This window comes from Sulfitobacter sp. 15WGC (assembly GCF_005068605.1).
GTDB lineage: Bacteria > Pseudomonadota > Alphaproteobacteria > Rhodobacterales > Rhodobacteraceae > Sulfitobacter > Sulfitobacter faviae.
On the sequence record NZ_SZNL01000028.1, the window covers coordinates 1 to 24,653 of the forward strand.

Annotated in this window: 25 protein-coding genes and 1 pseudogene; 9 read left to right on the forward strand and 17 right to left on the reverse strand. The window is 61.8% G+C overall.

Annotated elements, in window-relative coordinates:
- The 7 genes and pseudogenes from FCK22_RS16535 to FCK22_RS16565 form a co-directional block, all read right to left on the reverse strand.
- Positions 1-152: transposase (locus tag FCK22_RS16535; RefSeq protein ID WP_136720668.1), on the reverse strand; the 152-nt coding region annotated here is incomplete at its 3' end.
- Positions 153-364: 212 nt separating this feature from the next.
- Positions 365-481: pseudogene (locus FCK22_RS19395) on the reverse strand (transposase); the annotation flags it as partial.
- A gap of 66 nt (positions 482-547) precedes the next feature.
- Positions 548-2,158 carry a BCCT family transporter gene (locus FCK22_RS16545; RefSeq protein ID WP_067263845.1) on the reverse strand — a complete coding sequence of 537 codons (1,611 nt, stop codon included), beginning with the start codon at positions 2,156-2,158 and terminating at the stop codon, positions 548-550.
- A 48-nt stretch (positions 2,159-2,206) separates the two neighbouring features.
- A complete protein-coding gene (locus tag FCK22_RS16550; protein ID WP_136720669.1) occupies positions 2,207-3,334 on the reverse strand; it encodes a mechanosensitive ion channel family protein in 1,128 nt (375 codons plus the stop codon).
- 3 nt (positions 3,335-3,337) lie between these two features.
- Positions 3,338-4,939 carry a sodium:solute symporter gene (locus FCK22_RS16555; RefSeq protein ID WP_136720670.1) on the reverse strand — a complete coding sequence of 534 codons (1,602 nt, stop codon included), beginning with the start codon at positions 4,937-4,939 and terminating at the stop codon, positions 3,338-3,340.
- Between the two features lie 60 nt (positions 4,940-4,999).
- Complete coding sequence (locus tag FCK22_RS16560) at positions 5,000-5,767, reverse strand: PRC-barrel domain-containing protein (protein WP_082851996.1); 768 nt, start codon at positions 5,765-5,767, stop codon at positions 5,000-5,002.
- 92 nt (positions 5,768-5,859) lie between these two features.
- Complete coding sequence (locus FCK22_RS16565) at positions 5,860-6,876, reverse strand: sodium:calcium antiporter (protein WP_067262704.1); 1,017 nt, start codon at positions 6,874-6,876, stop codon at positions 5,860-5,862.
- 207 nt (positions 6,877-7,083) lie between these two features.
- Here FCK22_RS16565 and FCK22_RS16570 point away from each other — a divergent pair, with 207 nt between their 5' ends.
- Genes FCK22_RS16570 through FCK22_RS16605 form a run of 8 tightly spaced genes read left to right on the forward strand, consistent with a single transcriptional unit; the run spans position 7,084 to position 15,362 of the window.
- Positions 7,084-7,695 carry a gluconate 2-dehydrogenase subunit 3 family protein gene (locus tag FCK22_RS16570; RefSeq protein ID WP_231886308.1) on the forward strand — a complete coding sequence of 204 codons (612 nt, stop codon included), beginning with the start codon at positions 7,084-7,086 and terminating at the stop codon, positions 7,693-7,695.
- Positions 7,695-9,479, forward strand: a complete 1,785-nt coding sequence (locus FCK22_RS16575; protein ID WP_067262700.1) for a GMC family oxidoreductase — start codon at positions 7,695-7,697, stop codon at positions 9,477-9,479. The genes FCK22_RS16570 and FCK22_RS16575 overlap by 1 nt, the downstream gene beginning before the upstream one ends.
- Positions 9,480-9,501: 22 nt before the next feature.
- Positions 9,502-10,320, forward strand: a complete 819-nt coding sequence (locus tag FCK22_RS16580; protein ID WP_067262698.1) for a c-type cytochrome — start codon at positions 9,502-9,504, stop codon at positions 10,318-10,320.
- Positions 10,321-10,328: 8 nt separating this feature from the next.
- Positions 10,329-10,829, forward strand: coding sequence for a c-type cytochrome (locus FCK22_RS16585; protein ID WP_209217573.1), 501 nt, complete (start codon positions 10,329-10,331; stop codon positions 10,827-10,829).
- On the forward strand, positions 10,826-11,767 hold the full coding sequence (gene coxB / locus FCK22_RS16590) for a cytochrome c oxidase subunit II (RefSeq protein ID WP_067267234.1): 942 nt from the start codon (positions 10,826-10,828) through the stop codon (positions 11,765-11,767). Before FCK22_RS16585 ends, coxB begins: the two co-directional genes overlap by 4 nt.
- Entirely contained in the window at positions 11,764-14,301 is a 2,538-nt protein-coding gene (ctaD, locus tag FCK22_RS16595; RefSeq protein ID WP_067267232.1) for a cytochrome c oxidase subunit I, read from the forward strand. Before coxB ends, ctaD begins: the two co-directional genes overlap by 4 nt.
- Positions 14,298-14,627: a hypothetical protein gene (locus FCK22_RS16600; RefSeq protein WP_067267230.1), complete on the forward strand. Its 330-nt coding sequence runs from the start codon at positions 14,298-14,300 to the stop codon at positions 14,625-14,627. Before ctaD ends, FCK22_RS16600 begins: the two co-directional genes overlap by 4 nt.
- Positions 14,628-14,645: 18 nt before the next feature.
- The gene (locus FCK22_RS16605) at positions 14,646-15,362 is read left to right on the forward strand and encodes a cytochrome c oxidase assembly protein (RefSeq protein ID WP_067267228.1); all 717 of its coding nucleotides are present in this window, start codon (positions 14,646-14,648) and stop codon (positions 15,360-15,362) included.
- 5 nt (positions 15,363-15,367) lie between these two features.
- Here the strand turns inward: FCK22_RS16605 and FCK22_RS16610 are convergent, their stop codons facing one another.
- The 10 genes from FCK22_RS16610 to FCK22_RS16650 form a co-directional block, all read right to left on the reverse strand.
- Entirely contained in the window at positions 15,368-16,009 is a 642-nt protein-coding gene (locus FCK22_RS16610; protein WP_067267226.1) for a TrkA family potassium uptake protein, read from the reverse strand.
- Between the two features lie 10 nt (positions 16,010-16,019).
- Positions 16,020-17,441 carry a potassium transporter TrkG gene (locus tag FCK22_RS16615; RefSeq protein ID WP_231886417.1) on the reverse strand — a complete coding sequence of 474 codons (1,422 nt, stop codon included), beginning with the start codon at positions 17,439-17,441 and terminating at the stop codon, positions 16,020-16,022.
- An 84-nt stretch (positions 17,442-17,525) separates the two neighbouring features.
- Complete coding sequence (locus FCK22_RS16620; RefSeq protein ID WP_067267224.1) at positions 17,526-18,221, reverse strand: c-type cytochrome; 696 nt, start codon at positions 18,219-18,221, stop codon at positions 17,526-17,528.
- A 3-nt stretch (positions 18,222-18,224) separates the two neighbouring features.
- Positions 18,225-18,659 carry a cytochrome c gene (locus tag FCK22_RS16625; RefSeq protein WP_082852120.1) on the reverse strand — a complete coding sequence of 145 codons (435 nt, stop codon included), beginning with the start codon at positions 18,657-18,659 and terminating at the stop codon, positions 18,225-18,227.
- A gap of 3 nt (positions 18,660-18,662) precedes the next feature.
- Positions 18,663-20,267, reverse strand: a complete 1,605-nt coding sequence (locus tag FCK22_RS16630; RefSeq protein ID WP_136720671.1) for a flavin monoamine oxidase family protein — start codon at positions 20,265-20,267, stop codon at positions 18,663-18,665.
- Between the two features lie 88 nt (positions 20,268-20,355).
- Positions 20,356-21,324 carry a Gfo/Idh/MocA family oxidoreductase gene (locus FCK22_RS16635; protein WP_169306115.1) on the reverse strand — a complete coding sequence of 323 codons (969 nt, stop codon included), beginning with the start codon at positions 21,322-21,324 and terminating at the stop codon, positions 20,356-20,358.
- Positions 21,325-21,341: 17 nt separating this feature from the next.
- A complete protein-coding gene (locus FCK22_RS16640) occupies positions 21,342-21,986 on the reverse strand; it encodes a hypothetical protein (RefSeq protein WP_136720673.1) in 645 nt (214 codons plus the stop codon).
- A 204-nt stretch (positions 21,987-22,190) separates the two neighbouring features.
- Positions 22,191-22,337 (reverse strand): hypothetical protein, encoded by a 147-nt coding sequence (locus FCK22_RS19020; RefSeq protein ID WP_156505615.1) that lies wholly within the window; start codon positions 22,335-22,337, stop codon positions 22,191-22,193.
- A gap of 17 nt (positions 22,338-22,354) precedes the next feature.
- Positions 22,355-23,545 (reverse strand): zinc-dependent alcohol dehydrogenase, encoded by a 1,191-nt coding sequence (locus tag FCK22_RS16645; protein WP_067261967.1) that lies wholly within the window; start codon positions 23,543-23,545, stop codon positions 22,355-22,357.
- Positions 23,546-23,555: 10 nt separating this feature from the next.
- On the reverse strand, positions 23,556-24,251 hold the full coding sequence (locus tag FCK22_RS16650; protein WP_136720674.1) for an SRPBCC family protein: 696 nt from the start codon (positions 24,249-24,251) through the stop codon (positions 23,556-23,558).
- A 206-nt stretch (positions 24,252-24,457) separates the two neighbouring features.
- On the opposite strand from FCK22_RS16650, the gene FCK22_RS16655 reads away from it, so the two are divergent.
- Positions 24,458-24,653 (forward strand): hypothetical protein (locus FCK22_RS16655; RefSeq protein ID WP_136720675.1); only part of this gene is annotated, 196 nt, incomplete at its 3' end.

Below are 24,653 nucleotides of genomic sequence, written 5' to 3' on the forward strand. Positions count from 1 at the left end.
GACACCTCCATGCCGCCATACTTGGACTTCAGCTTGTAGAACGTTGCCGGGCTGAGCCCGTGCCTGCGGCACACCTCCGCCGTCGGCATGCCTGCCTCTTGCTCCTTGATCATCCCGATAATCTGCGCCTCGGTAAAACGGCTCTTCCGCATTCGTCTGCTCCTCTAGGGTTGGGCAGACTCTACATCATGGTGAGGGATTTCGCGGGGGGCAGGTCAGATCCTCGAACATTATTTCGACCGCCTTTCTCAAAGTTTTGGATCGCCAAGTAGATCAGCTTTGTTGCAGCGTCCGCGGTCGGGAATGATCCTCGCGTCCTTAGCGATTTGCAGATTACACGGTTCAAGCTTTCAATTGCGTAGGAGAGCCAGAATTTGGCGCCCTCGTTGTCAGCGATCCAAAGACCAAGAACCTCGCGCACGCCATCCCTGCTTACACCAAGAGCCACGTAGACGGCTTTGTTCTTGACCATGCGACTATCCACTACCCGGCAGGCATTGCGAAGTGATGTCCCGAGAGGGGCCTGACGGATTTCGACCCTAGGGCGTCAAAAATCCCTCAACTTAGGCCGTCCGTTTACCGACACATTATCGATATCCTCTAGCTTAAAGCCGCGCACCAAGGACGGTATCATCACGCAGACCAATACGAAGATCGGCAGTCCCACGACGGTAATCACCTGCTGCAAAGCGGTCAGCCCGGTGTCGCCGGTCAGCAGGATCAGCATCGCCGCGACCAGCCCTTCGGCAAGACCCCAAAAGACCCGCTGGCGCACGGGGCCGGGTTTGGCATGGCCGGTGCAAAGCATATCGACGACCAGTGAAGCGGAGTCCGACGAGGTGGCAAAGAAAATCGCCACGATGATGATCGCCACGCCTTGGACGAAGAGCGTGAAGGGGAAATGCTCAAGAAAGACGAAAAGTGCGAGTGGGATGCTCTCTGCCACCGCCCGGCTGATCTCGCCCGCCTGATCGCCCATCGCTTCCCGCGCCGCCGTGCCGATGCCGTCAAAGCCGATGGCCTGCCAGCCGAAGATCGAGAACCAAATTAGCGTGAAGGCCGTGGGCGCAAGCAGAACGCCGAAGACGAATTCGCGAATGGTCCTGCCGCGCGAAATCCGCGCCACGAACAGCCCGATGAAGGGCGACCAGGTCACGGTCCACGCCCAGTAAAAGACGGTCCAATCCCCCTGCCAGCCCCAATCCCCGTTTGACGGGTTCCGATTGGCCAGCATATCGTTCCAAAAGGCCAGCCGCGGCAGGTTTTGCAGATAAAGCCCCGCGGTTTCGACGATGCCACGTAAAAGAAACAGGGTCGATCCGGTCACCAGCACAAAGAGCATCAAGAGAACCGCCATGCCGATGTTGATGTTCGACAAAAGCTTCACCCCGCTGTCGAGCCCCGCCACGATCGAGCCGACAGCGACCATGGTCAGCACGGCGAGGATCATGATCTTCAAAAAGGTCGAAGCGTCCCAGCCAAAAAGCTCGGACAGCCCCGCCGCGATCTGCGAAGAGCCGAGACCGAGGGACACCGCAACGCCGAAGATCGTGCCCAAGATGGCCACGATATCAATGGCTTTGCCCACTGGCCCGTGAACACCCTCACGCAGCAGGGGATAGAAAACCGAGCTGACGCGCACCGGCAGATCATAGCGGTTGATGAAATAGGCGAAGGCCAGACCGGGCAGCGTGAAAATCGCCCAAGTGTGCAGCCCCAGGTGATAGATCGCGATTGAAATCGCATCTTTCGCCGCCTGTTCCGAATAGGGTTCCACCCCCGGCAGGGGCGGTTTCTGAAAATGGCTGATCGGCTCTGCCACGCCCCAGAACATGAGAACGGTGCCGATGCCCCCGGCGAAAAGCATGGTGAACCACGACAGGTTCGAATACTCCGGCTCAGAGCCTTTCGGCCCCAATCGGATATGGCCGTGGCGCGACGCGGCGGCCCAAATCAGAAAACCCAGCCAGACATTCACGCCCAGAATGAAGAACCAGCCAAGATTGGTCACGACCCAAGCCCGACCCACGGCGAAGATGTCTCCGATGGGTTCGGGGACCGCGATCAAAAGCAGAACGAAAAGCGCGGCGAGCCCGGCTGAAATGAAAAAGATGACCGGGTCCGTTTTCAGACCAAGACGCCGTGCGAGATTTTCCACCTATTTTTTCCTTTATTGTTCGTTTCCTTGGTCGGCCCTGCGGCCCCTCTAGGGCATCACCGGAGCCTCGCCTTTGGATGACATGTCCGGCTCATCACGGCTGCGGATCTCCATATTCCCGCGCAGACGCGGCAGGGCTTGGGGATGCTCTTTTTGCAGCCAATCGATCATCTTCTCGCGGATTTCACAGCGCAGATCCCATGCCTGCGGCGAGGTCCGGGCGCTAACAAGGCCACGCACGGCGATACTGTCTTTCTCGGTCTCGGAAACCTGAAGGTTGACCACCTGCCCGTCCCATAGGGGCGAGGCTTTGGCCAGTTCCTCAAGCTTCGCGCGCATTTCGCCGATCGGCACCGTGTAATCGAGATACCAAAACACCGTGCCGATGATCGACGCGCTTTCGCGGGTCCAATTCTGAAAGGGCTTTTCGATGAAATAAGACAGCGGCACCACCATGCGCCGCCAATCCCACAGACGCACGACGACATAGGTCGCGAAAATCTCTTCGACCCAGCCCCATTCGTCTTCGACGATCACCACATCTTCGAGCCTGATGGGCTGGGTAATGGCGATCTGAAGCCCCGCAATCAGATTGGTCAGCACCGGGCGGGCCGCCAGCCCGACGACCAGCCCCGCCGCCCCGGCCGAGGCGAAAAGCCCCGCCCCGTATTTCTGCACGCTCTCAAAGGTCAACAAAACGCCAGCGGCTGTGAAAATCCCCAAGATGATGGTCACGGTCCGGCGCAGCACCCGCGCTTGGGTCACGAACTTGCGGGCCGAAAGATTGTCTTCGACATCCAACCGATGCCGCCGCACGGCGCGTTCGGCGAAATGATTGGTCAGAAGGATCAGCGTCCAGCCGACGAGGATGATCAGCAAGACCAGAAACAGATGCGCCGCCCCGTCCTGCCAACCGTAAAGCCGCACATTGGGCAGAACCCAAGCAAGCGCTGCAACCACAGCGGCAAGGCGCAGCGGCCTGCGCGCCCGGCGCAGCAAAGACCGCCCGGTGATGTTCTTTTCCGAGATCACGCGGTCGAGAATACGGTATCCGATCCAATGCACCGCCAGCCCCGCCGCACAGGCCAGAAGCACGGCAAGCAGGGGGCTGACGAAATCGGGCGCGGCCTCAAGCTGCGTTGCAATACCTGTCGCTATGCGGTCCAGCGTCTCCATCGCTTAGGCCCACCAAACCACCATCGCCAGCGTGGCCACGACAAGCAGCCCGGCCCAGAGGGTGCGATCCTGCCACAGCGGTTTCTCCCATTGGGTAAAGATCTCCTTGGCTTCTTCCCCCTGCCAGACAAGGTCTTTGATATTCTCTTTTTCCTTCGGCGAGGTGGCGTAGGAAATACCGAAATGCAGGATGATCCCGATGGTCATCATGATCGAGGACATCACCGTATAGTGGATTTCCGGCAGCCCCATATAGGCCCAGTAATTCGTCACCTCTTTCAACACGAAAAGCGGAATGCCGATGATGAGGCCAAACATGATCGTCCAAAACGCGCCGTTGCCGTTCAACCGTTTGAACATCAGGCCGAGGATATAGACCACCACGATGGTCGGCACGATATAGGACAGCGAGGATTGGAAATAGCTGAACAGGCTTTCAAACCCGGCAATCATCGGCGCATAGATCGCACCAAAGACCATGACGCCCGCGGTGACCAGTTTGCCCATCCAGACCTGACGTTCTTCGCTCACGTTGAACATCGGCTCGACAAAGTCCTTTACCACCAAGGTCGAGGCAGAGTTCAGGGCGGAGTCAAGCGAAGACATGATCGCCGCAATCAACGCCGCCATGATCAGCCCGCGCACGCCAATCGGCATCAGCTCAAACGCCAGCGTGGGGAAAGCAAGGTCAGGCGTTTCAAGATCGGGGTAGAGCTTGAGCGCGATCACCCCCGGCAGCACCATCAAAAAGATGTTCGGCAGTTTCAGGAAACCGGCGAAGATCGCCCCGATCTGCCCTTCTTTCAGGTCCTTCGCGCCCAGCGTCCGCTGCACGACGAACTGGTTGATCGTCCAATAGTAAAAGCCCAGTAGGATAACGCCCAAGAGCCCCGTCCACGGCAGGAAATCATCGTCCGCGGGCAGGATCATATGGGTCATATCTTCGGGCGTGCCGGTGAACAGTTCCTCCCAGCCGCCGATCTCATCAAGGCCGATCCAGAACAGGGCGGCGGCCCCGATGATCAGCAAAATCGCCTGCACCGTATCGGTCACGACCACCGCCGAAAGACCGCCCAGAATGGTGTAGATGCCCGCGACCAAAGCCAGCACGGCGACGGCGGCCCAAAGGTTGAGGTAGCCGGTGACATTCGAGATCACCAACCCGCCCGCATAGAGCGCGCCCGCCGTGTCGATGAACATGATGGCGAGGATGGTGAAAAGCGAAAACGCCCGGCGCGAACGGACGTCATAGCGTTCTTCCAGAAATCCCGGCACGGTTGAGATTTTGGCCCGCAGGTAAGACGGCAGAATGAAGATCGCGAATAGGATCAAGACCAGCGCCGCGGTCCATTCGTAGTTGAAGATCACGACGCCATTCGCATAGGCCCCGCCCATCAGCCCCACAAAGCTGGAGCCGGACATGTTGGAGGCGAAAAGCGAGAAGCCGATCAGATACCAAGGCAGGGAGCGCCCGGCGAGGAAGTAATCCTCGGACCCGCCGGATTGTTTGCGCGAAACGTAAATACCATGGGCGACGACACCGATAAAATAGGCCACGACAATCGCATAGTCGATCAGGTGCAGGTCAAATTTCGCGCTCTCCATCTTGCTCTCCTAAAATATGCCTTGCGCTTGGTTCCGAAATTGAAACGCGCCCCCGGGGGCTCAGCCCTCCTCTTCCCAAGGCTCCATTTCTTGCAGCTCTTTCTCGGTCGCCGAAACATAGGCCCGCAGATCGTCTCCGCCCAAACGGCGCAATTCGATCATATCGAGCGGCACGGCGACCTGCGTTTCGCCCAGACCGAGGAAGCCGCCGATGTCGAGGATCACCATCTTGATCTGACCATCTTCGCTAAAGGTGACCTGCGAAATCTCACCGATCCAATTGTCGTTCTGGCCAAAAGCCGCCAGCCCGAGGAATTCTTCGGAATCCAGATCGCTCAATTTAACGATCTCGATCTTCTCGCCGCCCTCACGCATATCGGCAGCGCGCAGGCGCACGTCGTCTTCGTTGTATTCGGGGGCGGCTTTCAAGTCTTCTTTCTGGCCGGTATAGAGCAGAAAGAATTCGTTCTCTTCATCCGCATCCGGCAGGAACCGCAGATCATCAAGCGACAACACCCGTGTCGCCCCCTTGCCCAGAAATCCGCCCGCATCGACAATGATCCCACGCAGGGTGCCATCGCGGCTGATCACCACTTCGGACACCTGCCCGGCCATGGTCCATTCTTCCAAAGGCTCTTTCAATTCTTCGAGGTCGATATCGGCCAACGGCGCATCCTTGGCGGGCAGAAACAGCTTGTGGCCATTCAGGCTCGACAGGGCGATCATCGTGTCTTGGGGAATGAATTGCGGTGTCTCAGTCTCGGATCGCAGTGCCGTGGCGGCGAGGCTGCCAATCAGCGTAATTGCTAGAAGTGGCGCATTTCTCATGACTATCTCCTGCTGAAAATTCGGGCGGGCAAGGCCGGTAGCATCATGGGGATAACGGTAACTTGATGAGATAGTTCCCTTGTTACGTGAATTTACAGAACCTGCACCGCCAGCGCGCCCGCGTAGATCACCAACAGGCCGATGCTTTCCCAACCGATCCCCTTGCGCTGGCGAAAGATCAGGCCGAGGATCAGAACCGCCGTCATCATCATCGCCACGGTGAGCCAAAACAGGTCATCCGCCGTGATCGCGTGATAGAGCGAGCCGTCGCGATACCCGATGTCCGACAGGGTCAGGAACAGCGTGTCGAAAGTATTGCCGCCGATGATCCCGCCCACGGCCAATTGCAGCGCCCCGCGCCGCACCGCGACGAGGGTGGTGACAAGCTCGGGCAGAGAGGTGAGCACCGCCGTCATCGTGGCCCCCACCACGGTATCCGACAGATCGAACCGGTCCGAGATCTCCGCCGCGATCCGCGCCACGGCGAAGCCGGAAAGACCCATCAGCACCAGCAAGATCAGAAAGGGCACAACCAATGCGCCCACGGGTTTCTCGGCCTCTTCGTCGTCCTCGGGCTCATCCGCGCGGGTGTCCGAGGTGGATACCGGATGCCACATCGGCTCTTCCCGCAGCCGGGCGGTGGCACGCATGCCATAGGCGTAGAGCGCGAACAGCGCGACACTGGCGGGATGGATGCCCCAGAACGCCACCTCCGGCGCGGTGAAGGCCATCAGCGGCACCGTCAGCAGAAGCAGCAGCAACCCCGCCTGAAAGACATTGGCCAGATCAGCCGCCGCATGTTCGAGGTTGGCCCGCCGATAGATCATGTCCGCCAAGGCCAGAAAGGCCGTCTGCGCCGCGATGCCCCCGATGCCGTTCGAAAAGGCCAATGAGGCCCGCCCGTCCAGCGCCGAGGTCAGCGAGACGACGGTGCCGGACATGGAAGTGGCCGCGCCGAGCAGGGCCGCGCCAACCAGCGCCTCCCCCCAGCCGGTCCGGTCCGCGATCTGGTCGCTGAGCCCCGTCATACGGTAGCCAGTCACGAGAATGATAAGCCCGGCGAGACCGCCAAGAGCGAAGAGGATCGGGGTGGAAAGGCTTGCAAACATGCCCGGTCAACGCGCGAGGGGGCGATCCGTTCGCGCGGATTAGTGAAAAAGTTCACAAAGTTCCGGAACCCCACGGGAAGTTTACCGTTGTTGTGATGCAGACCTATTTTTCAAGCGGAGCCGCAATTTATGGCAAAGCTCTTTTCACGGCGAGCTATTTTAGCCCAAATCGCACTTGGTACAGGTGCCGCGACAGTCGGATTGCCGGTGCAGCACGCCTTCGCCGCCCGCGATGATCGGCCTTGGGCGTTTTTCACCAATGACGAAGCGCGGTGGATGGCCGCCGTGGTCGATGTTTTCATTCCGCAAGATGAGTTTCCCTCGGCCTCGCAAGCCGGTGTTGTCGACTTTATCGATTACCAGATGGCCACGGCCTATGGCGCGGGGAAAGGGCTCTACCTTGAGCCGCCTTTTCCCGATGGGGCTGTTGCCGAACAGGGATATCAGCTTGAATTCACACCGGCCCAACTCCTTCGCCAAGGGATAGAACAGGCGCGCCAATTGGGGGATTTTGCCACGATGGATGCCACCGCTCGCGCCGATCATGTCGAAGAACTATCGAACCGGGATGATTTTATCGGCACTCTGATCGCCGAATTGTGGAAGCTGACGCGGCAGGGTTATTTCGCCGATCCGATCTATCTGGGCAATCACGATTACGCTGGCTGGCGCATGGTCGGGTTTCCGGGGGCGCATGCCTATTACACCGAGCGGGTGGACGAGCACGAACGCTCGGTCACGCCGCCGCCGCGCGGCATTGCCCATGATCGTGGCGGCTCCCCCTACCCGCCCCGCGCGATTGGCGGAGGGTCTGACTGATGGCACCCAGAACGCTTCCCAAAACCGATGTCTTGATCATTGGCGGCGGCTGGACCGGCCTGACCGCAGCCTACGAATTGGCCCATGCCGGGCAGCGCTGCGTCGTGCTGGAGCGGGGCAAGCAACGCCATACCGCCACATCCTTCGGCGCGCCCGAGGAACATGACGAACTCAAATACGCCCACCGCTACGAACATATGGTCGACGTCAAGAAAGAGACGCTGACCTTCCGCCACAACCGCGACCAACAAGCGCTGCCGATGCGGCGGCTGGGGTCTTTCCTGCCCGGATCGGGCTTGGGGGGCGCAGGCATCCATTGGAACGGCCAGCTTTGGCGGCCCCTGCCCTCTGACCTTGAAATGCGCAGCCATTACGAAGAGCGCTACGGCAAGGATTTCATCGGCCCCGACCTCAGCATTCAGGACTGGGGCGTCACCTATGATGAGCTTGAACCGCATCTCGACTTTTTCGAACGGATTTGCGGAGCCGCCGGGCAGGCTGGCAATTTAAACGGCGAGGCGCTTGCCGGGGGGAACATTTTTGAGGGGCCGCGCAGCGCGGATTACCCCAACCCGCCGATGCGCCAGCCGATCTCCAACACGCTCTTTGGCAAGGCGGCCGAGCGGATGGGGTTGAACCCTTTCCCCATGCCCTCGGCCAATGTGACCAAAGCCTATGTGAACCCCTATGGCGCGCAGCTGCACCCCTGCACCTATTGCGGCTTTTGCGAGCGTTTCGGCTGCGGCTACTATGCCAAGGCCGACCCGATCATCTGCGTCTATGACCGGATCAAGGACCACGAGAATTTCGAGATCCGCCTGAACGCACAGGTGTTGCGCATCGAGAAGAGCGAAGACGGCAAGACCGCCACCGGGGCGATCTATCTTGATGAGAACGGCGAAGAGGTCTTTCAGCCCGCCGACACGATCTGCATGAACGCCTATGCGCTGTGGAACGTGCATCTGATGCTCGTCTCCGGCCTTGGCAAACCCTATGACCCCGAGACCCGCACCGGCGTCGTTGGGCGCAACTACAGCTATCAAACCGTGGCCGGGGTCGATGCCTTCTTCGACGACAGTGTGAAAACCGACCCCTATATGGGCGCGGGCGCGCTCGGCGTGGTGATCGACGATTACAACGGCGACAATTTCGACCATAGCGATCTGGGGTTCGTCGGCGGTGGTTATATCGCCTGCAAGCAGTACCATGGCCGCCCCATCGGCTATCAGCCGGTGCCCGAAGGCACGCCGAAATGGGGCGCGGAGTGGAAACGCGCGGTGCGCGAGAACTACAATCATCACGCCGATCTGGTGGTGCATGGCTCCTCGGTGTCGACGCCCGAGAATTACCTCGACCTCGATCCGACATGGACCGATGCCTATGGCCGCCCGCTGCTGCGCATGACCTTCGATTTCCCCGAGAATGACCGCAAGATGTCGGACTATGTGATGCAGCGCGCGATGGAAGTCGCCCGCGAGATGGACAATGTGACTTCCGTCAGCGGCAGCAACAACGCGGCGATCGACAGCCACTATGACATCGTCCCCTATCAGACCACCCATAACGTCGGCGGCGCGGTGATCGGCACCGACCCCGAAACCAGCGTGGTCAACCGCTATGGCCAGATGTGGGATCATCACAACGTCTTCGTTTTCGGTGCCTGCCTGTTCCCGCAGAACCTTGGCTACAACCCCACCGGGCCGCTGATGGGCCTCGCCTATTGGACGCTTGAACACATGAAACGCGACTACCTGCCGAACCCCGGCCCCTTGATGGATGCCTAAGACAGATCGAAAGGACCGCCCCATGACATTCCGTACCGTTCTGACGACCTGTAGCGCGATCGCCGTTCTCGGCATTTCCGCCGGTTTCATCCGCGCCCAGAATTACGAGGCCGCCCCCGGCATCTCGGCGATGGAGCAACGTTTGCAAGACGACGTTCTGCGCTTCAACGCGACGGTGAACACCGAGGTCGACGACGATGTGCTGGAGCTTGGCCGGCTGGTGGCCATGGGCGGATCCGAGGCGGGCGACAGCGGCATGGCCTGCATCACCTGCCACGGCGGCGATGGCGCGGGCGACGGCTCGGGCGCCTTCCCACGGCTGGCCGGTCAGGCCGGGTGGTACACCTATAAGCAGCTCAAGGACTATGCCTCGGGCGACCGGCAGAACCGCGTCATGTCGGGCATCGCCAAGAAGCTGACCGAAGAAGAGATGGAAGCGGTCGCGGCCTATTACGCCACGATCTCGGCCCCCTACACCCCGCCCTTGGGCGATGTGGACGGCATGACATTGCAATGGGGCGGCCAGCTTGGCGCGGTCGGCTCGGCTGAGCGCGGCGTGCCCGCTTGTGTGAATTGTCACGGGCCAAGCGGCCTCGGCAATCCGCCCTCGGTGCCCTACCTTGCCGGGCAATATGCCAGCTACATGGCGCATCAATTGCAAATGTGGAAAGAGGGCAAGCGCGACAATGACGTGGACAACGTGATGTCCGCCATCGCCAAGAAGATGACCCAGAAAGACATCGAAGCCGTCAGCGCCTATTACAACCGTGTCCGCCCGACGCAGCCGCTGCCGCCCGAGACCTCACCGCTGTTGGAGCCTTCCACGGCGCCGACGCAGTGAGCTGAGGCATGCGCGTCTTCACCGTCATATCGGTTCTGCTGCTGACCGGCCTCGCGATGGTCTGGTCGGCCTTGCCGCCGCAAAGCAGCCTTGCCGCCGCTGTGTCAGGCCCGATCCGAGAAGCCTCGCGGCAGGTGTCGGACTGGGCCCGGATCAACATTCGCCAAGGTCTGGTGGAAAAGACCCCGGATTACGAAGCCGCCTCGCGCCGGTTTCTGGATGCCGACCCGCAGCGCGGGGTTGCCCTGATCCGCCTTCATGGCTGCGGCGCTTGCCACCGCGTGCCGGGGCTGCGCGATGCCCAAGGCACCGTTGGCCCTGATCTGCATGACTTCGCCCGACAATCCTATGTCGCGGGCGTTTTGCCGAACCGCCCCGGCGATCTGACCCGTTGGTTGATGAACCCGCCCGCCCATAGCCCTGAGACCGCCATGCCGAACCTTGGCCTGAAACGTGACGAAGCGCGCGACATCGCCGCCTATCTTCTGGGATCGGAGGTGCGCGAATGAGCGAGACCGCACAGTCCACGCTTGGCGAATACGGCGTGCAATCCGCCCTCGCGCCAGAGGGGGTCGGCGCCACGGCGATCAACGGGCTGACCATCGGCATGACGGTCGCTTTCGGCGTGGTCTTCGTGCTACTGCTGCTCTTTGTCTGGGGCGTCCTCGCCGGTAAGCTCGCCCCGCGCAAATGGTGGATCTGGGCGGGGGGCATTGCCCTGCCGCTCGTCTCGGTGCTGATCCTGATGGGTTTTTCCACCGTCATCCTGCAACGCATCACCTTGGAAGACCCCAAGGCGCTGGTCATCGAAGTGACCGGCAAACAGTTCTGGTGGGACGTGGTCTATGACCCCGAAGGCTGGGCCATGCGCGGTGCCAATGAGATCGTCATTCCCAAAGGCCGCCCGGTGACCTTTCGCTTGAAATCCAGCGACGTGATCCATTCCTTCTGGGTGCCCAAGCTTACCGGCAAGATGGATATGATCCCGGGCCGGGTGAACAGCCTGCCGGTCATGGCGACCGAAACGGGGCGTTTTCGCGGGCAATGTGCTGAGTTCTGCGGGCTGTCGCACCCCAAGATGGCCTTTGAGGTCGTCGTAATGGAGCCGGAAGCCTTCGACGCTTGGATGCAGCGCAGCAGTGGCGAGGCGCGAGACGCGGCCACCACGGAGTTGACCCGCGGGCGCGATGTCTTTGTCGAGGCGGGGTGCCCCGCCTGCCATACCATACGCGGCGTGGCTGAGACCGGAACGCTCGGGCCCGACCTGACCCGCGTGGGCGCGCGTGGCAGTCTTGGCGCGGGGATGTACCGCATGAACCAAGGCACGCTCGCGGGTTGGATCGCAGACCCGACCGCGATGAAACCGGGGGCCAAGATGCCTTCTTACAACCATCTGCCGGGGCCCGACCTGCGCGCGCTCTCGGCCTATCTGGCGAGCCTTAAATGACGGACCGTAAAGCATATGTCGTGGATCTGCCCGAGGATCAGACCTATTCCGGCAGCGCCAAGGGCGCGCCTGACAAGGGGTTCGAGCAGATTTGGGATTACCCGCCGGGCATCCGCTATCTGTCCTCGGTCAGCCACCGGGTTGTTGGCAAACGCTTCCTCGTCACCGGCTTCGTCTTTTTCCTGATCGCTGGTTTCCTCGCCCTGCTGGTGCGCACCCAACTCATCGTGCCGGACAATACCTTCCTTGATTCCGAGACCTACAATCAGGTCTTCACGATGCATGGCACGATCATGATGTTCCTCTTCGCGATCCCCATGCTGGAGGGCTTCGCGGTGCATCTCATCCCGCTCATGGTGGGCGCGCGCGACCTTGTGTTTCCGCGGCTCGGGGCATTTGGCTATTACTGCTACCTCTTCGGCGGCATCATCGTGCTGTCGTCCTTCGTCTTCGACGCCGCGCCCGCGGGGGGCTGGTTCATGTATGTGCCGCTCTCGACCAGCGCCTATACGCAAGACCTTTCGGCGGATTTCTGGCTCATCGGCATCACCTTCGCCGAGATCGCCAGCGTGACCGCGGCGGTAGAGATTATCGCCGCGATCCTCTGCACCCGCGCGCCGGGGATGAGCCTGACCAAGATGCCGATCCTAATGTGGTATCTGCTGATCACCGCCTTCATGATTGCCGTGGGCTTTCCGCCGCTGATCATCGGTTCGATCCTTCTGGAGGCCGAGCGCCTTTTGGGTCTGCCCTTCTTCGACATCGCGCTTGGCGGCGATCCCCTGCTCTGGCAGCACCTGTTCTGGCTCTTCGGCCACCCGGAGGTCTACATCATCTTCCTGCCCGCTGCGGGCATGGTGGCCACGATGCTGCCGACCTTCGTCGGCAAACCGCTCTTCGGCTACGGTTTTGCCGTGGCGGCGGTGGTGACGATGGGTTTCCTCAGCTTCGGCCTCTGGGCGCACCACATGTTCGCCACGGGCCTGCCGGTGATGTCGCTGACGCTGTTCTCGGCCGCCTCGACGATGGTGGCGATCCCGACGGGGGTGCAGATCTTCTGCTTCCTCGCCACGCTGGCACAGGGAAAGCCGCGGATGGAGGTGCCGATGCTCTTCATCCTCGGCTTCCTGTTTATCTTCGTGCTGGGCGGCCTCACCGGCGTGATGGTGGCCGCCGTGCCCTTCAACCTGCAGGCCCATGACAGCTACTTCGTGGTGGCGCATCTGCACTATGTGCTGATCGGCGGCTTCGTCTTCCCCATGTTCGGCGCGCTTTACTACTGGATGCCGCATTTCACCGGGCGGATGATGTCGGACACGCTGGGCCGCTGGGTCTTTTGGCTGATGTTCATCGGGTTCAACGTAACCTTCTTCATGATGCATCTCACCGGCATGCGCGGCATGCCGCGGCGGATCGCCAGCTACCCCGAGGGGCTGGGCTGGGACCGGCTTAACATGCTGTCGTCGATCGGCTCTTACATTCTCGCCGCGGGCGTAGTGCTCTTTGTCTTCGACTTCTTCTGGCACCAGCGTCACGGGCTGCGGGCGCGGCGCAACCCTTGGGGCGCGGGCACACTCGAATGGCTCTATCCGCCGATCCCGCCGGGGTTCAACTTTCACGCCATTCCCACCGTCCGCTCGCGTGAGCCGCTTTGGGATCAGCCCGAGCTGCTGGACCGCCCGGCCCATAAGGTCGAAGGCGCGCTGCGCCCCACCACCGACCACCGGCGCGAGACCATGGGCAATGACCCTGTGACCGGCGCGCCGATGCAGATCGTGCGCCTGCCCCATCCGACATGGGTGCCGCTGATCACGGCCTTCGGTCTGGCGCTTGGTTTCGGGGCGACGCTGGCCTCGGCCTATTGGCTGGTGGCTGTGGGTTTCACCATCGCGCTGGCGGGGATCACCGCCTGGATTTGGGAGCCGTCGGACAGCGGCGTGCTGCGCGATAGCGGCTTGGGCAAACTGCGCCTGCCGGTCAATATCGTCGATCCGCGCAGTCACCTGCATTTGGCAGTGGTGGGGACGATGCTGATCTCCGCCGCGCTCTTTGCCTCCTTGCTCTTTGCCGGGCTTTACCTGTGGAACACCCAGCCCCATTGGGCCGAGACGACCCCCGCCGCTGATCCGCTCATGGCGGGTCTGGCAGCCCTCGCCGCTCTGGGCCTGCTGCTGTTCAGCTGGGCCAGCCGCCGGGCGGCCTATGGGGCCAAGGTCAAATCAGTCATCGCCGTCGATCTGGGACTGGCCGTGGGGGCCATCGCCTTGGGCGCGCTGTTGTTCCTGTCGATCCAAGAGGTCGATCCCTATGGGTCGGCCTATGCCGCCGTGGGCTGGGCGCTCTTCGCCTTCGTGGCGGGATACCTTGCCGTGGTGCTCTACTGGTCGCTCATCAATGCGCTGCGCAAAGCCGTGGGCGCGGTCCAGCCGGGGCAGATGCTGCCCAACCTGCTCATCGCCACATTCGCCAAGGTGGTGGCCATCATGGGCGGGGTCACGGCGGCGGCCTATCTGCTGGCAGGAGGCGCGATATGAGAGGTCTGACCAAAGGCATCGCCAAACCGGCCCTGCTCTGGGCGCTGCATTTCACGCTGATCTACGCGCTGATCTCGGCCGCCTGCGCGCCGCGCGCGCTGTTGGGGCAAGACCATCTGCTAATCACTGCCGTCGTGCTGACGCTTGCCATGGCAATGGTGCAAATCTTTTGGATGTGGCGGGGCGCACATAGCGGTCGGCGGTCGGACCTGAACCGGGATGAGACCGCCCTTCTGCGCGCAGGATGGTGGACTGGGCTGATCTCGCTCATCGCCACGCTGGCCAATCTAACCCCGGTGCTGATCCTGCCCGGCTGCCACGGATAGAGAGAGAGGAGACCCCTCATGCAACAGGACGCCTATACCCCATTCTGCGGCACACCGCCCCTCCCCGGAGAGCTTTTGACCCGCTGGACCCTCGACCCCTTCCTGCTGGTCGGGCTGGTGGCCTTCGCGGCCCTGCTTTGGTCGCGGGCCGAGCGGCGGGGCCAAGCGCTGAGCGGTGCAGCGCTGGTGGCCTTCTTGTTCATCTCCCCGCTCTGCGCGGCCTCGATGGCGCTGTTCTCGGCCCGGGTGGGGCAGCATATTCTGCTCACGCTGATTGCCGCACCGATGATCGCGGCGGCGCTGCCGAAGGTACGGCTGCCCCTCTGGCCCCTCGCCTTGGTCTTCGCCCTGCTGTTTTGGGGATGGCACAGCCCGACGCCCTATGCGGCGACCCTGCAGTCTGACCTTGTCTATTGGGCGATGCATCTGTCGCTGACAGGCTGCGCGATTGCGCTTTTCATGGGGTTTCGCGGTGCCGGAGCGCAGGCGGCGGTGCCTGCGGTCTTTACCGCGGCACAGTTGACCGCCTTTGCGGTGACCCTCACCCTCGCCCCCACGGTGTGGCATGGCTGGCACGAGCTGACCGCCCTGCCCTATGGGCTTTCCGCCTTGGCCGATCAGCAACTGGCGGGCGCGTTGATGTGGGTCGCGGGCGGCGGGCTGTTCATGGTGCTGGTGGCGCTTCAAGTGCGGCAACTGCTGCGGCATGACACGCTGGCCCAAAGCGCGGGCTGAGCGGATTAGCCTGCCGCGAAGGCTTTGGTCAGGTCTTCCTGCCTGTCGCGCGGCAGCACCACGATCAGAACGTCGCCCTCTTGCAGGGTGACATCCCGCCCCGGCAACTGCTCTTCCCCGTCGCGGATCAGCGCGACAAGGCGGCCTTGCCCCGGCAAGTCCAACCGCGCCCCGGCCAAACGCTCGGGCACGGTGACGCGGGTCAGCAGCAGATCGTCCTGTAGCAGCGGCTCTTGCATCGCGTCGTCATCGCCGGTCAGCATATCCACGATGTCTTCGGCGACTTTGGCATGGGGGTTGATCACATCGTCCAAACCCAATTCGCAACAGACCCGCAGCAGCGCATTCGAAGTGATCTGCGGGATCACCCGACCATAACCGATAGAGCGGCCAATGAGCGCCGCCAGTATGTTGATCTCGGAGGCATTGGTCACGGCGATGCACACATCGTCTTCGTCGCGAAAGGCTTCGCGCAGCACATCGGGGTTGCTGCCGTCACCCTCTATCATGCCGCAGTCGATCCGCTCTGCCGCTTGCTCCAACAACTCGCGCGACTTGTCGATCAACACGACCTCGCGGTCGGTCTCGATCAACTCCTCCGCAATGGCGAGGCCAAAGCTCGACGCGCCGATGATGACGATACGCATGGGTAATCTCCTAACTTGGGCGGGTCCAACTGCGTGGCAGCAAAAGCGCCAGCACCGCGATGAATTCCAACCGGCCCAGCCACATGGCGAAGGCGACCGAGAGTTTCAGATCGCCGGGCATGTCCGCCCCCACCGCCCCGGTTGAGAGGCCCACGGTCGAAAGCGCTGAAATCGTGTCGAACAAGGCGGGCAACGGGGGGTAGCCATGGGCCACGAAGTGAAACCACAAGAGCCCCGCAAAGCTGAAATAGATGAGCACCAGCGCCAAAAGCGACACAACCGCTTCGGTCGAGACGGGCCGGCCACTGTGGCGCAGGGGGGCGATGGCATGTTCAGTGAGCCGCACATGCTGCACCGCATGGACCACTGCGCCGATACAGACATGCAGACGGCTGAGCTTTAGCCCCCCCGCCGTCGATCCGGCATCGCCGCCCCAAAGCATCGCCAGCAACAGGATAAGCAAGGCCGGGCCCGCATCATAGACCGGCCCCGTAGAAAACCCCGCCGTCGTCAGCCCCGAGATCAGGTTCAGCGCATGGGCGTAGAGCGTAAGCTCGCGATCTTGGGAGGTGGTCAGCACCGCGGCGAGGTAAATGACCAAGGCCAGTGCAATCGCCACGAGCACCCGCTGGACCGAGCCGAGCTTCCAAGCCTCACGGTGCCGCCCCTGGCCGACAAAAACAAAGACCAGCAGCGATATCGCGCCCAACACGCAGGACAAGATAACCATGCCCTGCCCGAGCGGAGAATAGCTGGCCAGACTGTCGGCGCGCGGCGAGAAACCGGCGGTCGAGATGGCGGCGAGGGTCAGCACCAGAGCCTCACGCCAATCGGGGATCACCAGCATGGTCAGCAGCACCATCACCAAGGTCAGCGCGCTATAGACGGTCAGAAGCTGCCGCGCCTGCTCTCGGGTTGAAGCAATGCGATCCCCCTGCTGGATATCGACCCGCCCCAGACGCCGCGCCGGGCGGCCCCGCGGCAGCAGCAGAGCAAGCACCGCCGTGGCGATCACCAAGCCGCCGCACCATTGCATCCAGCCGCGCAGGACGTGCCCCGCGAAGGGCCAGCTTTCCGCCTCCTGCGCGACCGTAAGGCCGGTGGTGGTGATGCCGCTCACCGCCTCGAAGAACGCATCTATGAGGGGCATGCCAAGGGTGACGAAAGCGGGTGTGGTCAACAGCGCGGCGATGAGAAAGACCAAGGCCACGGTCATCATCGCCTCCATCCCGCGCAGATCATCGGGCAGCGGGCGCGACCGCACCGCGACATGCACCATGCCCGAGAGGACAACAGGCGCGAGCAGGACCAGCGCCAGCAGCAAATCCCCCTCAGCCAATGCCCAAGCACCGGGTGGCAGGCACAGCGCGCCAAAGATCGGCGCGTGTTTGCCGAGGGTCAGCGCAATCACACGCGGCCGCGCGACGGTCATCACGGTCGAGGATCCCGACCGGAAGAAAGAGGCCGGGCGAATTGCCATCAGCTTGGGGCCATCTGTATCCGTGGTGGTGTAGCTTTATTCCGCATCAGGCGGCGTCTGCTGGTAGTATAGGGCAACCGCACGGATTTCCTCATCGCTAAGCGATTTGGCGATGTCTTCCATGACGTTAAGCGGCCCATTCGCCCGGTCGCCATTCTGCCACGCCACCAGTTGATCGGCGATATACTGCGCCGACTGCCCTGCCAAACGCGGGATCGCCGCGCCGCTTGTGTCGCTGCCACCGTGGCATTGGTTGCAGGCTGGCACGCTGTCACTGCCAGAGGCCGCAAGCGCGCCGCCCTGTTGCACCACATCCGTCGGGGCACCGTGATCGAACTTGGACAGTTTCGGCGCGACGGAGGCGTAGTAATCCGCCACGGCCAAACGCTCTTTTTCAGTCAACTGCGTGGCGATGGGCACCATGATCGGCGAAAACCGTTCACCCGCCATGAAGGCCTGAAGCTGCGCTTCGATATAGTCGGCAGGCAGCCCGGCCAGACCGGGCATCTCGCCCAAGCCCGCGCCTGCGTCATCCAGCCCGTGGCACGCCATGCATTTCATGCCGACACCACCCTGCTGCGCGCCGCCCGAGGCGACGGTGCGGCCCAAAGCGGTATCCGGGGCACGTTCCACGCCGCCATCATCGGCGTCGTCGAAGAGCGGTGGCGGAGACTGCGCCGCGGCAGCACAGGCGATGAAGGTGGCAAAGGGAACAAGAATTGAAAGTCGCATGGTCTACCCCTCCTCCAAATCGGCGAACTCGGCCCGCATACGCTTGACCTCTTCGGCGGTGACATCACCTTCGTAGTCATTGCCCAAGTTGGTTTGGATGTAGGACACGATCGCAGCGACCTGTTCATCATCCAGCCAATCGGCAAAGGCCGGCATGGCGCCATTGCCTTCAAGGATCAGGTTCACCGGATAGCGCTTGTGCCCCAGCCGCGGGTTGGCGGCCAAAGCGGGGTATTTCCCGGCGCCATATGCCCCCTCGCCCTCTGGCCCGTGACAGCCCGAACAGGCGCGGCGGTAAAGTTCGGACCCTTCGCTATCGGTGAATTTCTCGGTGGTGGAGCCCAGATCACGCCGACCGGCATCGACCTGAGAATTGTCCTCCTGCGCAAGGCTCGGCGTGGCGAGCGCCATGAGCAGGGGAAAGATCAGATAACGCATGGTTCAACCCTCCTTCACCGCGCGGTCATGGACCTGTCGCACCGCATCCAGCGCCGAGAGCAGAGAGCCTTCCTGCCAGCCCGGCAGATAGCTGATATGCTCCCCCGCGCAGACGAAACGGTTGTCCATGGTTGCGGCGATCTCATAATCGCGGCCCCGGTCATCCCAATCGGAGTAACAGCCCAGCATCCACGGCACCCGGTGCCAACTCAGCACCACACCGCTGCTGAATTCATCCCGGTACTGCGGGTGGATCCGCGCGCCCTGCTCCAACACGGTTTCAAGCCGCTCTTCGGGCGACATCGAATTGAAGGCATAGGCATGTGGCCCATAGGCATAGCAGCCCAGCAGCACGCCCGGACCATCGGAATGCATCTCAGCCGAGGGATAGCTGATCTCGGCAATCGGCAGGTCGGTCAGGGTGATGCCGCCATAAATTTGCTCATCCCGTTCCCAAAAGCGGCGCTTCATCTCCAGCCCCGCTTTCACCGCCTCATGGTAATGCAGCGCCCGCATGACGCGGCGCATGTCGCCAGAGACATCAACATCAAGCTGGCTGAGCACGGTGAAGGGGATGGTGCAGATACAGTAATCCGCCGTTTCAACCCCGCCGCTGCCTTCGCCATCGGCGCTGGAATACTCGACCTCGACCCCGCTTTCGGTCTGCCGGATCCGGTCAACTTTGGCGTTATAGGTGATCGTATCGTCCACCTCGCGGGCGAAGGCATGGGCGATCTCCTCCATGCCGCCCACGGGCTGGAACATCGGCGCATGGTGGCGGTAGGTCGTATGGTTGCGCATCTTTTCCCAAAAGCGGGATTTCAGCAGGTCTTCCAAGGCAATCGGCTCAGAAGGTTCAGGCGCGGCGTTGTAAAGCCCCCCGCCCGGCGCGCCATTCTCAGGATAGCCGCGGTATTCAGCGGTATCGAGACTGGCCTCATAGCTGTAATCGTTGTTGAGGATGCCAAAGGATTTCAGGGATTCCAAAAGGATCTCCGTGTCCTCTTTGGTCAGCGCGCTATCAAGCCGCCCTTTATCGACCGATTTGGCCAGCAATTCCGTGATCTGGCCCACGTAATCCGCCCAAGCATGGCCATAGCGAATTGGTTTGCCGTCAAATGCCGTTTGCGAATGGAGATAGGCGTTTTGGTTTTCCTGAACGAATACTTCGAGCGGGACGTTCAACCGGTGGCAATAGTCCAAGAGCGCCAGATGGTGATGCGGGATGCGCCACGGGCCGATGTTGATATATTGCCCTTTGGAGAATTCGACCTTTTGCTTATAGCCGCCCAATTCTTCGAATTCATCGCCGCCTTTGAGGGTCCAACAGCGGCCCCCGGCGCGCTTTTGATACTCTAGGATGCTGACTTCGTAGCCCGCGTTGCGCAGTTCCAGCGCGGCGCACATGCCCGCAAGACCCGCCCCCAGCACAACAACCTTGCGCCCCTGAGGCGCGCCGGAAAGTTCGATGGGGCCTTTGTAAGGGCTTTGCCGGGCATGCCCGAGGGAGGACATGGCGTGCAGCATGGTGGAGGAACCAGCGGCCAGACCGATCATTTTCAAAAGATCGCGCCGTGATGGGGGCCGGACGTTGGAGGGGTGGGACATAAAGACCGCTCCTATTTCAGGTAAATTTTTTGACCAATTAACGAAAGAACGCCCGCCGTAGGTCATTGTTCCAAGAAGGTCGGAAAAATCACGATCCGCCGCGATTGAGGTTCATTGCATCGAGCAAGACATTGACCTGCGCGGCGTCCTGCGGCGGCACGAGGCCAGTCGCATCCTTGCCTTCCAAAGTGTCCAAGAACGGCTCTACCCCCTCGCCCGCATCAAGCGGGGGAAGCTCTATGCTCTCGACCGGTTTCTGCTGGCCTCTGAGGCCGAGGTCCAGCACGCCCGCCCGCAGGCGCGCCCAACCGGCCTCGCCCACGATGTCCAACTCAAGGCGCATTTCGCTATCCGTCCAGCCCGCCTCAACCACGCCGGTGGCGGGCGGGGCCGCGAATTCGATCAGGGCCGCGCCGTGGTCATCCACCGGCCAGCCAAGCGCGTTACCCGTGACCGCATGGCCCGAGGCGATGGGGCCGACGAGCCATTGCAAAAGGTCGATGACATGCACCGCCTCATCCACGAACCCGCCATAGCAGGCGCGCGCCGGGTCGGTCATCCAGCAATCGAGGTCCAGCCAATCGGCATAGCCGCCGTCATGGGAAAAGCGTCCGCGGGCCTCTAGCACCCGGCCCAATGCGCCCCGCGCGATCCTCTCGTGCAGGTAGTTGAGCGCCGCGGACCTGCGCAGGAAATACCCCGTCGCCAAGACCAAGCCCTTTTCGCAGGCCAAGTCAGCGCAGCGGCGCGCCGCTTCGGCGCTGCCCGCCATCGGCTTTTCGACAAAGACCGGCAGACCGGCGTTCAGGGCGGCGGTGATGTCCTCCTCATGAAACACCGTTTCGCTGCACACAATCGCGCCGCGCACGTCCAATCGGGCAAGATCAGACAAGGCCACCCGACTGGCCTTGAGTTGGGCACAAAGCGCCTCTTGGCGCGCCTCATCCCGGTCGAAAACCTGCGAAACGCGCCAGCCGCGCTGTTCGATATGCGCCAGATGGTCGGACAGATGCACATGCGCCCCGCCGAGTAGAACCAAATTCTTGTCAGTTGTCATGGCTGTTTCCTCCCGCATCAATCGCCCAGCAGAAAGCGCGACAGCATGATCTGAACCGCAAAAACAGTGTCGCCGCCTTCGGTGTGGTTCACATAGCTGAGCAATGAAGCATCGAGCGGCGCGTTGCCATCGTCGAGATCGTAGTTCACCCCGACCTCATAGCCCGTATAGTCCAAAATATCGTCCCGCTCGACAAAGGCATAGGCATCAACCCGGTCGTTGAACGTATAGCCGCCTTCGAGCTTATAGACCCAATCGCCCCGCTCCGGCTCGACCCCCAGATCGACGGTGGCCCGCCACTCCTCGCTCACGCTATAGTCGAATTTGCCATGCAACTCGCCGCGCACATCTCCCGTCTCATCGCGCAGAAAGCGGGTGTAATAGGCGTCATAGGCCAGTTTCTCCGTCAGATCGCCACGGTGGCCCAGCGTAAGTTCGAATTGCGCGTCATCCCTTGGGTCGTCCAGCGATAGAACGAGGGCGTGGAAATAGGCCGGGCCATAGGCGACCTCTGCAAAAGCCTCGATCTCCGCGCTTTCGGCGGCACCGGGGCCATCGTTGAGACGGTAAAAGAATTTCGGCGTGACGCCCACCTCTAGGCTCCAATCCGAGGCAGAGGTGTTCCGCTCCATCTCTGGGGCTGAGGTGGTTGTCTGATCCACCGTTTGCGCCAAGACCCCGCCGGGGGCCAGAAGGCATATGATCGATATGGTTTTGTGAAACTGTGGCATCCTTTTCTGCCTTTCTATGAAATCGGTTAATATTCGCGGGGTCCAATTTGCCCCTTCTGCGTGCGTGAGATGGCGCCCGAAAAATGCCCGGGCGATACGAAAAAGCAGCGCGATTTTCTCGCGCTGCTTTGCCGTTCACTTCTCTTGCTTCACCACCTTTTGCGGGTTCTTTGGATCGAACTCCTCGGGGCGGTGCGCCGCGCCTTCGTGGTCGTCCTGCGCATTGTGGCGCTCACGATGGGGCGGGCGTTTCTCTTTGGCGTGATCTGGCTCGTTTGGCATGTCACTCTCCTATTTTGCTATGCGGCGGTGGCCTGCATGCCGGGTTTAAGGACCACTTTGGTCCAGTCGTTCTGATCGAAGCGGAAGTTGTGATAGCCCTTAGCGGCCTGCTCCAGCGGCAGGCGGTGGCTGATCATGAAGCGGGTGTCGATCTCGCCCTCGGCGATGCGGTGCAACAGCTCCTTGGTGTAGCGCTGCACATGGGTCTGGCCGGTGCGGATTTGCAGACCTTTCTCCATCATCGCGCCCAAGGGGAACTTGTCGAGGAAGCCGCCATAGACGCCGGGCACCGAGACGCGACCGCCCTTGCGGCAGGCCATGATCGCTTCGCGCAGCACATGGCCCCCATCGGCACCGACGCCGACGGCCTGTTTGACGTTGTCCATCATCGTATCGGGCGCGAAACCGTGGCTTTCCATGCCGACCGCATCAATCACAGCATCAGGGCCGTGACCGCCCGACATCTCCATCAGCGCCTCCAGCACATGGGTCTGGGTGTAGTCGATCACCTTGGCCCCCATCTGCCGCGCGAGGTTCAGCCGGTTCGGATAGTGGTCGATCGCGATGACCTGCGCGGCCCCCATCTTGAGCGCGCTTTGCACGGCGAAAAGCCCCACCGGGCCACAGCCCCAAACGGCGACGGTGTCACCCTCTTCGATGTCGGCGTTTTCGGCGGCCATCCAGCCGGTCGGGAGAATATCCGACAGGAACAGCACATCGTCATCGTCGAACCCTTCGGGAATGACGATCGGGCCGACATCGGAGAAAGGCACCCGCACATATTCTGCCTGCCCGCCGGGATAGCCGCCGGTCAGATGAGAATAGCCAAACAGCCCGCCAACCGCGTGGCCGAATTGCTTTTCGGTCAGATCCTGTTTGTCCGCCGGGTTGGAGTTGTCGCAGGCCGAATACTGGGTCTTTCTGCAGTGAAAGCAGGACCCGCAGGAGATGGTGAAAGGCACCACCACCCGCTGGTCTTTCTTGAGGGTGCTCTTGGGGCCGGTCTCGACCACCCGGCCCATGAACTCATGGCCCAGAATATCGCCCGCCATGACGCCGGGGATCACGCCATCATAGAGGTGCAGGTCAGAGCCGCAGATCGCGGTCGAGGTGACTTCGATAATCGCGTCGCGGGGGTTGACGATTTCCGGGTCCGGGACCGTATCGACCCGCACGTCGTGCTTGCCTTGCCATGTCAATGCGCGCATGTCTCTCTCCTCACTTGTCCGATTTGCGATTGGCGGAGGTGGCGATCTCGCCGGTCTCCATCAGCATTTTGAACCGCTTCAAATCCCGCCGCCCCTGAAGCGCGGGTTCGGCCTGAAACAGCTTGGCGATCCAGCGCCCCAACTCCCCGGCGGGCGGGTTATAGGCGATGATCGCCTCCACCTCGGTGCCCCGGTCGCCCGGCGCGTCGCGGAACAAGACTTTGCCCTCGGTATCGATCTGCGAACTGTCGAGGGCGCGCCACGCGATCTCTTCCCCCGGTTTGTCACTGACCACCTCGGTCTCGACCCGCAGGTCTGTTCCCGCCGGGCCTGCGATCATCCAACGGAACTGATCCTTGGCGGCGTCGATTGGCTCGACCGCCTTCACGTTCTCCATGAACTCTGAGAGCTTCGTGAAGTCGCGCCAGTGGCGGTAGAGTTCGTCACGCGGACGGTCGATCGTCACCGTGCGTCCGACAACGGCATAATCCCCGAAACGCGCCTGTTTCGCACTGCGCCCGGGCGCGGAATCTGCTGGCCGATGGCTCAGCCCGTCACGATCCCGCCGCGCGGTGTAGAGCGCATAGGCAGACGCCCCGGCAAGCGCACCGACGCCGAGCCCCCAGAACAGCGAGCTTTGCCGCTCTGTCAGCGCGTCCCGCGCGCCTTCGGCGGCGCTGCGTTGGTCGTAAGGATAAGATGTCATCAAGAAACCTCCTGTTGCTGAATATGGCAGACCGAGTGTTTCAACTGGAACGCGAGGGTCGCGGCAGGTGTTCCGAAGAAGTGGCTCCAAAGCGCGGCTCCGGCGGAAATCAACCGATCGCGCGTAGGGGTCGGGCTGCCCCTGACAGGAACCTTTCGGGAAACCGCCCGTTGATCCCCTGCGATCCGGCCCAAAGGAATAATGTAATGACGCCCCGCGAAGCTACGCCACATGGTGCCAAAGGCGTGGACAATCCAATTAGTTTGAAAATTTTGATCCCCCTCGCTGCCCTGAGCCTGCTCGCCGCTTGCGACGACCTGCGGTTCCCTCGGGATGTGGAAGAAACCCTCGAAACCGTTCTTTCCGAGCAGAAAATGACCGTGGCGGTATCGGAAAACCCGC

Excerpts from the sequence above, each read along its gene's own strand:
- FCK22_RS16645 (WP_067261967.1), bottom strand. The coding sequence starts at position 23,545 with ATGCGCGCATTGACATGGCAAGGCAAGCACGACGTGCGGGTCGATACG.
- FCK22_RS16620 (WP_067267224.1), bottom strand. The coding sequence starts at position 18,221 with ATGCGACTTTCAATTCTTGTTCCCTTTGCCACCTTCATCGCCTGTGCT.
- FCK22_RS16555 (WP_136720670.1), bottom strand. The coding sequence starts at position 4,939 with ATGGAGAGCGCGAAATTTGACCTGCACCTGATCGACTATGCGATTGTC.
- FCK22_RS16650 (WP_136720674.1), bottom strand. The coding sequence starts at position 24,251 with ATGACATCTTATCCTTACGACCAACGCAGCGCCGCCGAAGGCGCGCGG.
- FCK22_RS16580 (WP_067262698.1), top strand. The coding sequence starts at position 9,502 with ATGACATTCCGTACCGTTCTGACGACCTGTAGCGCGATCGCCGTTCTC.
- FCK22_RS16615 (WP_231886417.1), bottom strand. The coding sequence starts at position 17,441 with ATGACCGTCGCGCGGCCGCGTGTGATTGCGCTGACCCTCGGCAAACAC.
- FCK22_RS16630 (WP_136720671.1), bottom strand. The coding sequence starts at position 20,267 with ATGTCCCACCCCTCCAACGTCCGGCCCCCATCACGGCGCGATCTTTTG.
- FCK22_RS16565 (WP_067262704.1), bottom strand. The coding sequence starts at position 6,876 with ATGTTTGCAAGCCTTTCCACCCCGATCCTCTTCGCTCTTGGCGGTCTC.
- FCK22_RS16550 (WP_136720669.1), bottom strand. The coding sequence starts at position 3,334 with ATGGAGACGCTGGACCGCATAGCGACAGGTATTGCAACGCAGCTTGAG.
- FCK22_RS16605 (WP_067267228.1), top strand. The coding sequence starts at position 14,646 with ATGCAACAGGACGCCTATACCCCATTCTGCGGCACACCGCCCCTCCCC.
- FCK22_RS16560 (WP_082851996.1), bottom strand. The coding sequence starts at position 5,767 with ATGAGAAATGCGCCACTTCTAGCAATTACGCTGATTGGCAGCCTCGCC.
- ctaD (WP_067267232.1), top strand. The coding sequence starts at position 11,764 with ATGACGGACCGTAAAGCATATGTCGTGGATCTGCCCGAGGATCAGACC.
- FCK22_RS16610 (WP_067267226.1), bottom strand. The coding sequence starts at position 16,009 with ATGCGTATCGTCATCATCGGCGCGTCGAGCTTTGGCCTCGCCATTGCG.
- FCK22_RS16585 (WP_209217573.1), top strand. The coding sequence starts at position 10,329 with ATGCGCGTCTTCACCGTCATATCGGTTCTGCTGCTGACCGGCCTCGCG.
- coxB (WP_067267234.1), top strand. The coding sequence starts at position 10,826 with ATGAGCGAGACCGCACAGTCCACGCTTGGCGAATACGGCGTGCAATCC.
- FCK22_RS19020 (WP_156505615.1), bottom strand. The coding sequence starts at position 22,337 with ATGCCAAACGAGCCAGATCACGCCAAAGAGAAACGCCCGCCCCATCGT.
- FCK22_RS16575 (WP_067262700.1), top strand. The coding sequence starts at position 7,695 with ATGGCACCCAGAACGCTTCCCAAAACCGATGTCTTGATCATTGGCGGC.
- FCK22_RS16625 (WP_082852120.1), bottom strand. The coding sequence starts at position 18,659 with ATGCGTTATCTGATCTTTCCCCTGCTCATGGCGCTCGCCACGCCGAGC.
- FCK22_RS16635 (WP_169306115.1), bottom strand. The coding sequence starts at position 21,324 with ATGACAACTGACAAGAATTTGGTTCTACTCGGCGGGGCGCATGTGCAT.
- FCK22_RS16600 (WP_067267230.1), top strand. The coding sequence starts at position 14,298 with ATGAGAGGTCTGACCAAAGGCATCGCCAAACCGGCCCTGCTCTGGGCG.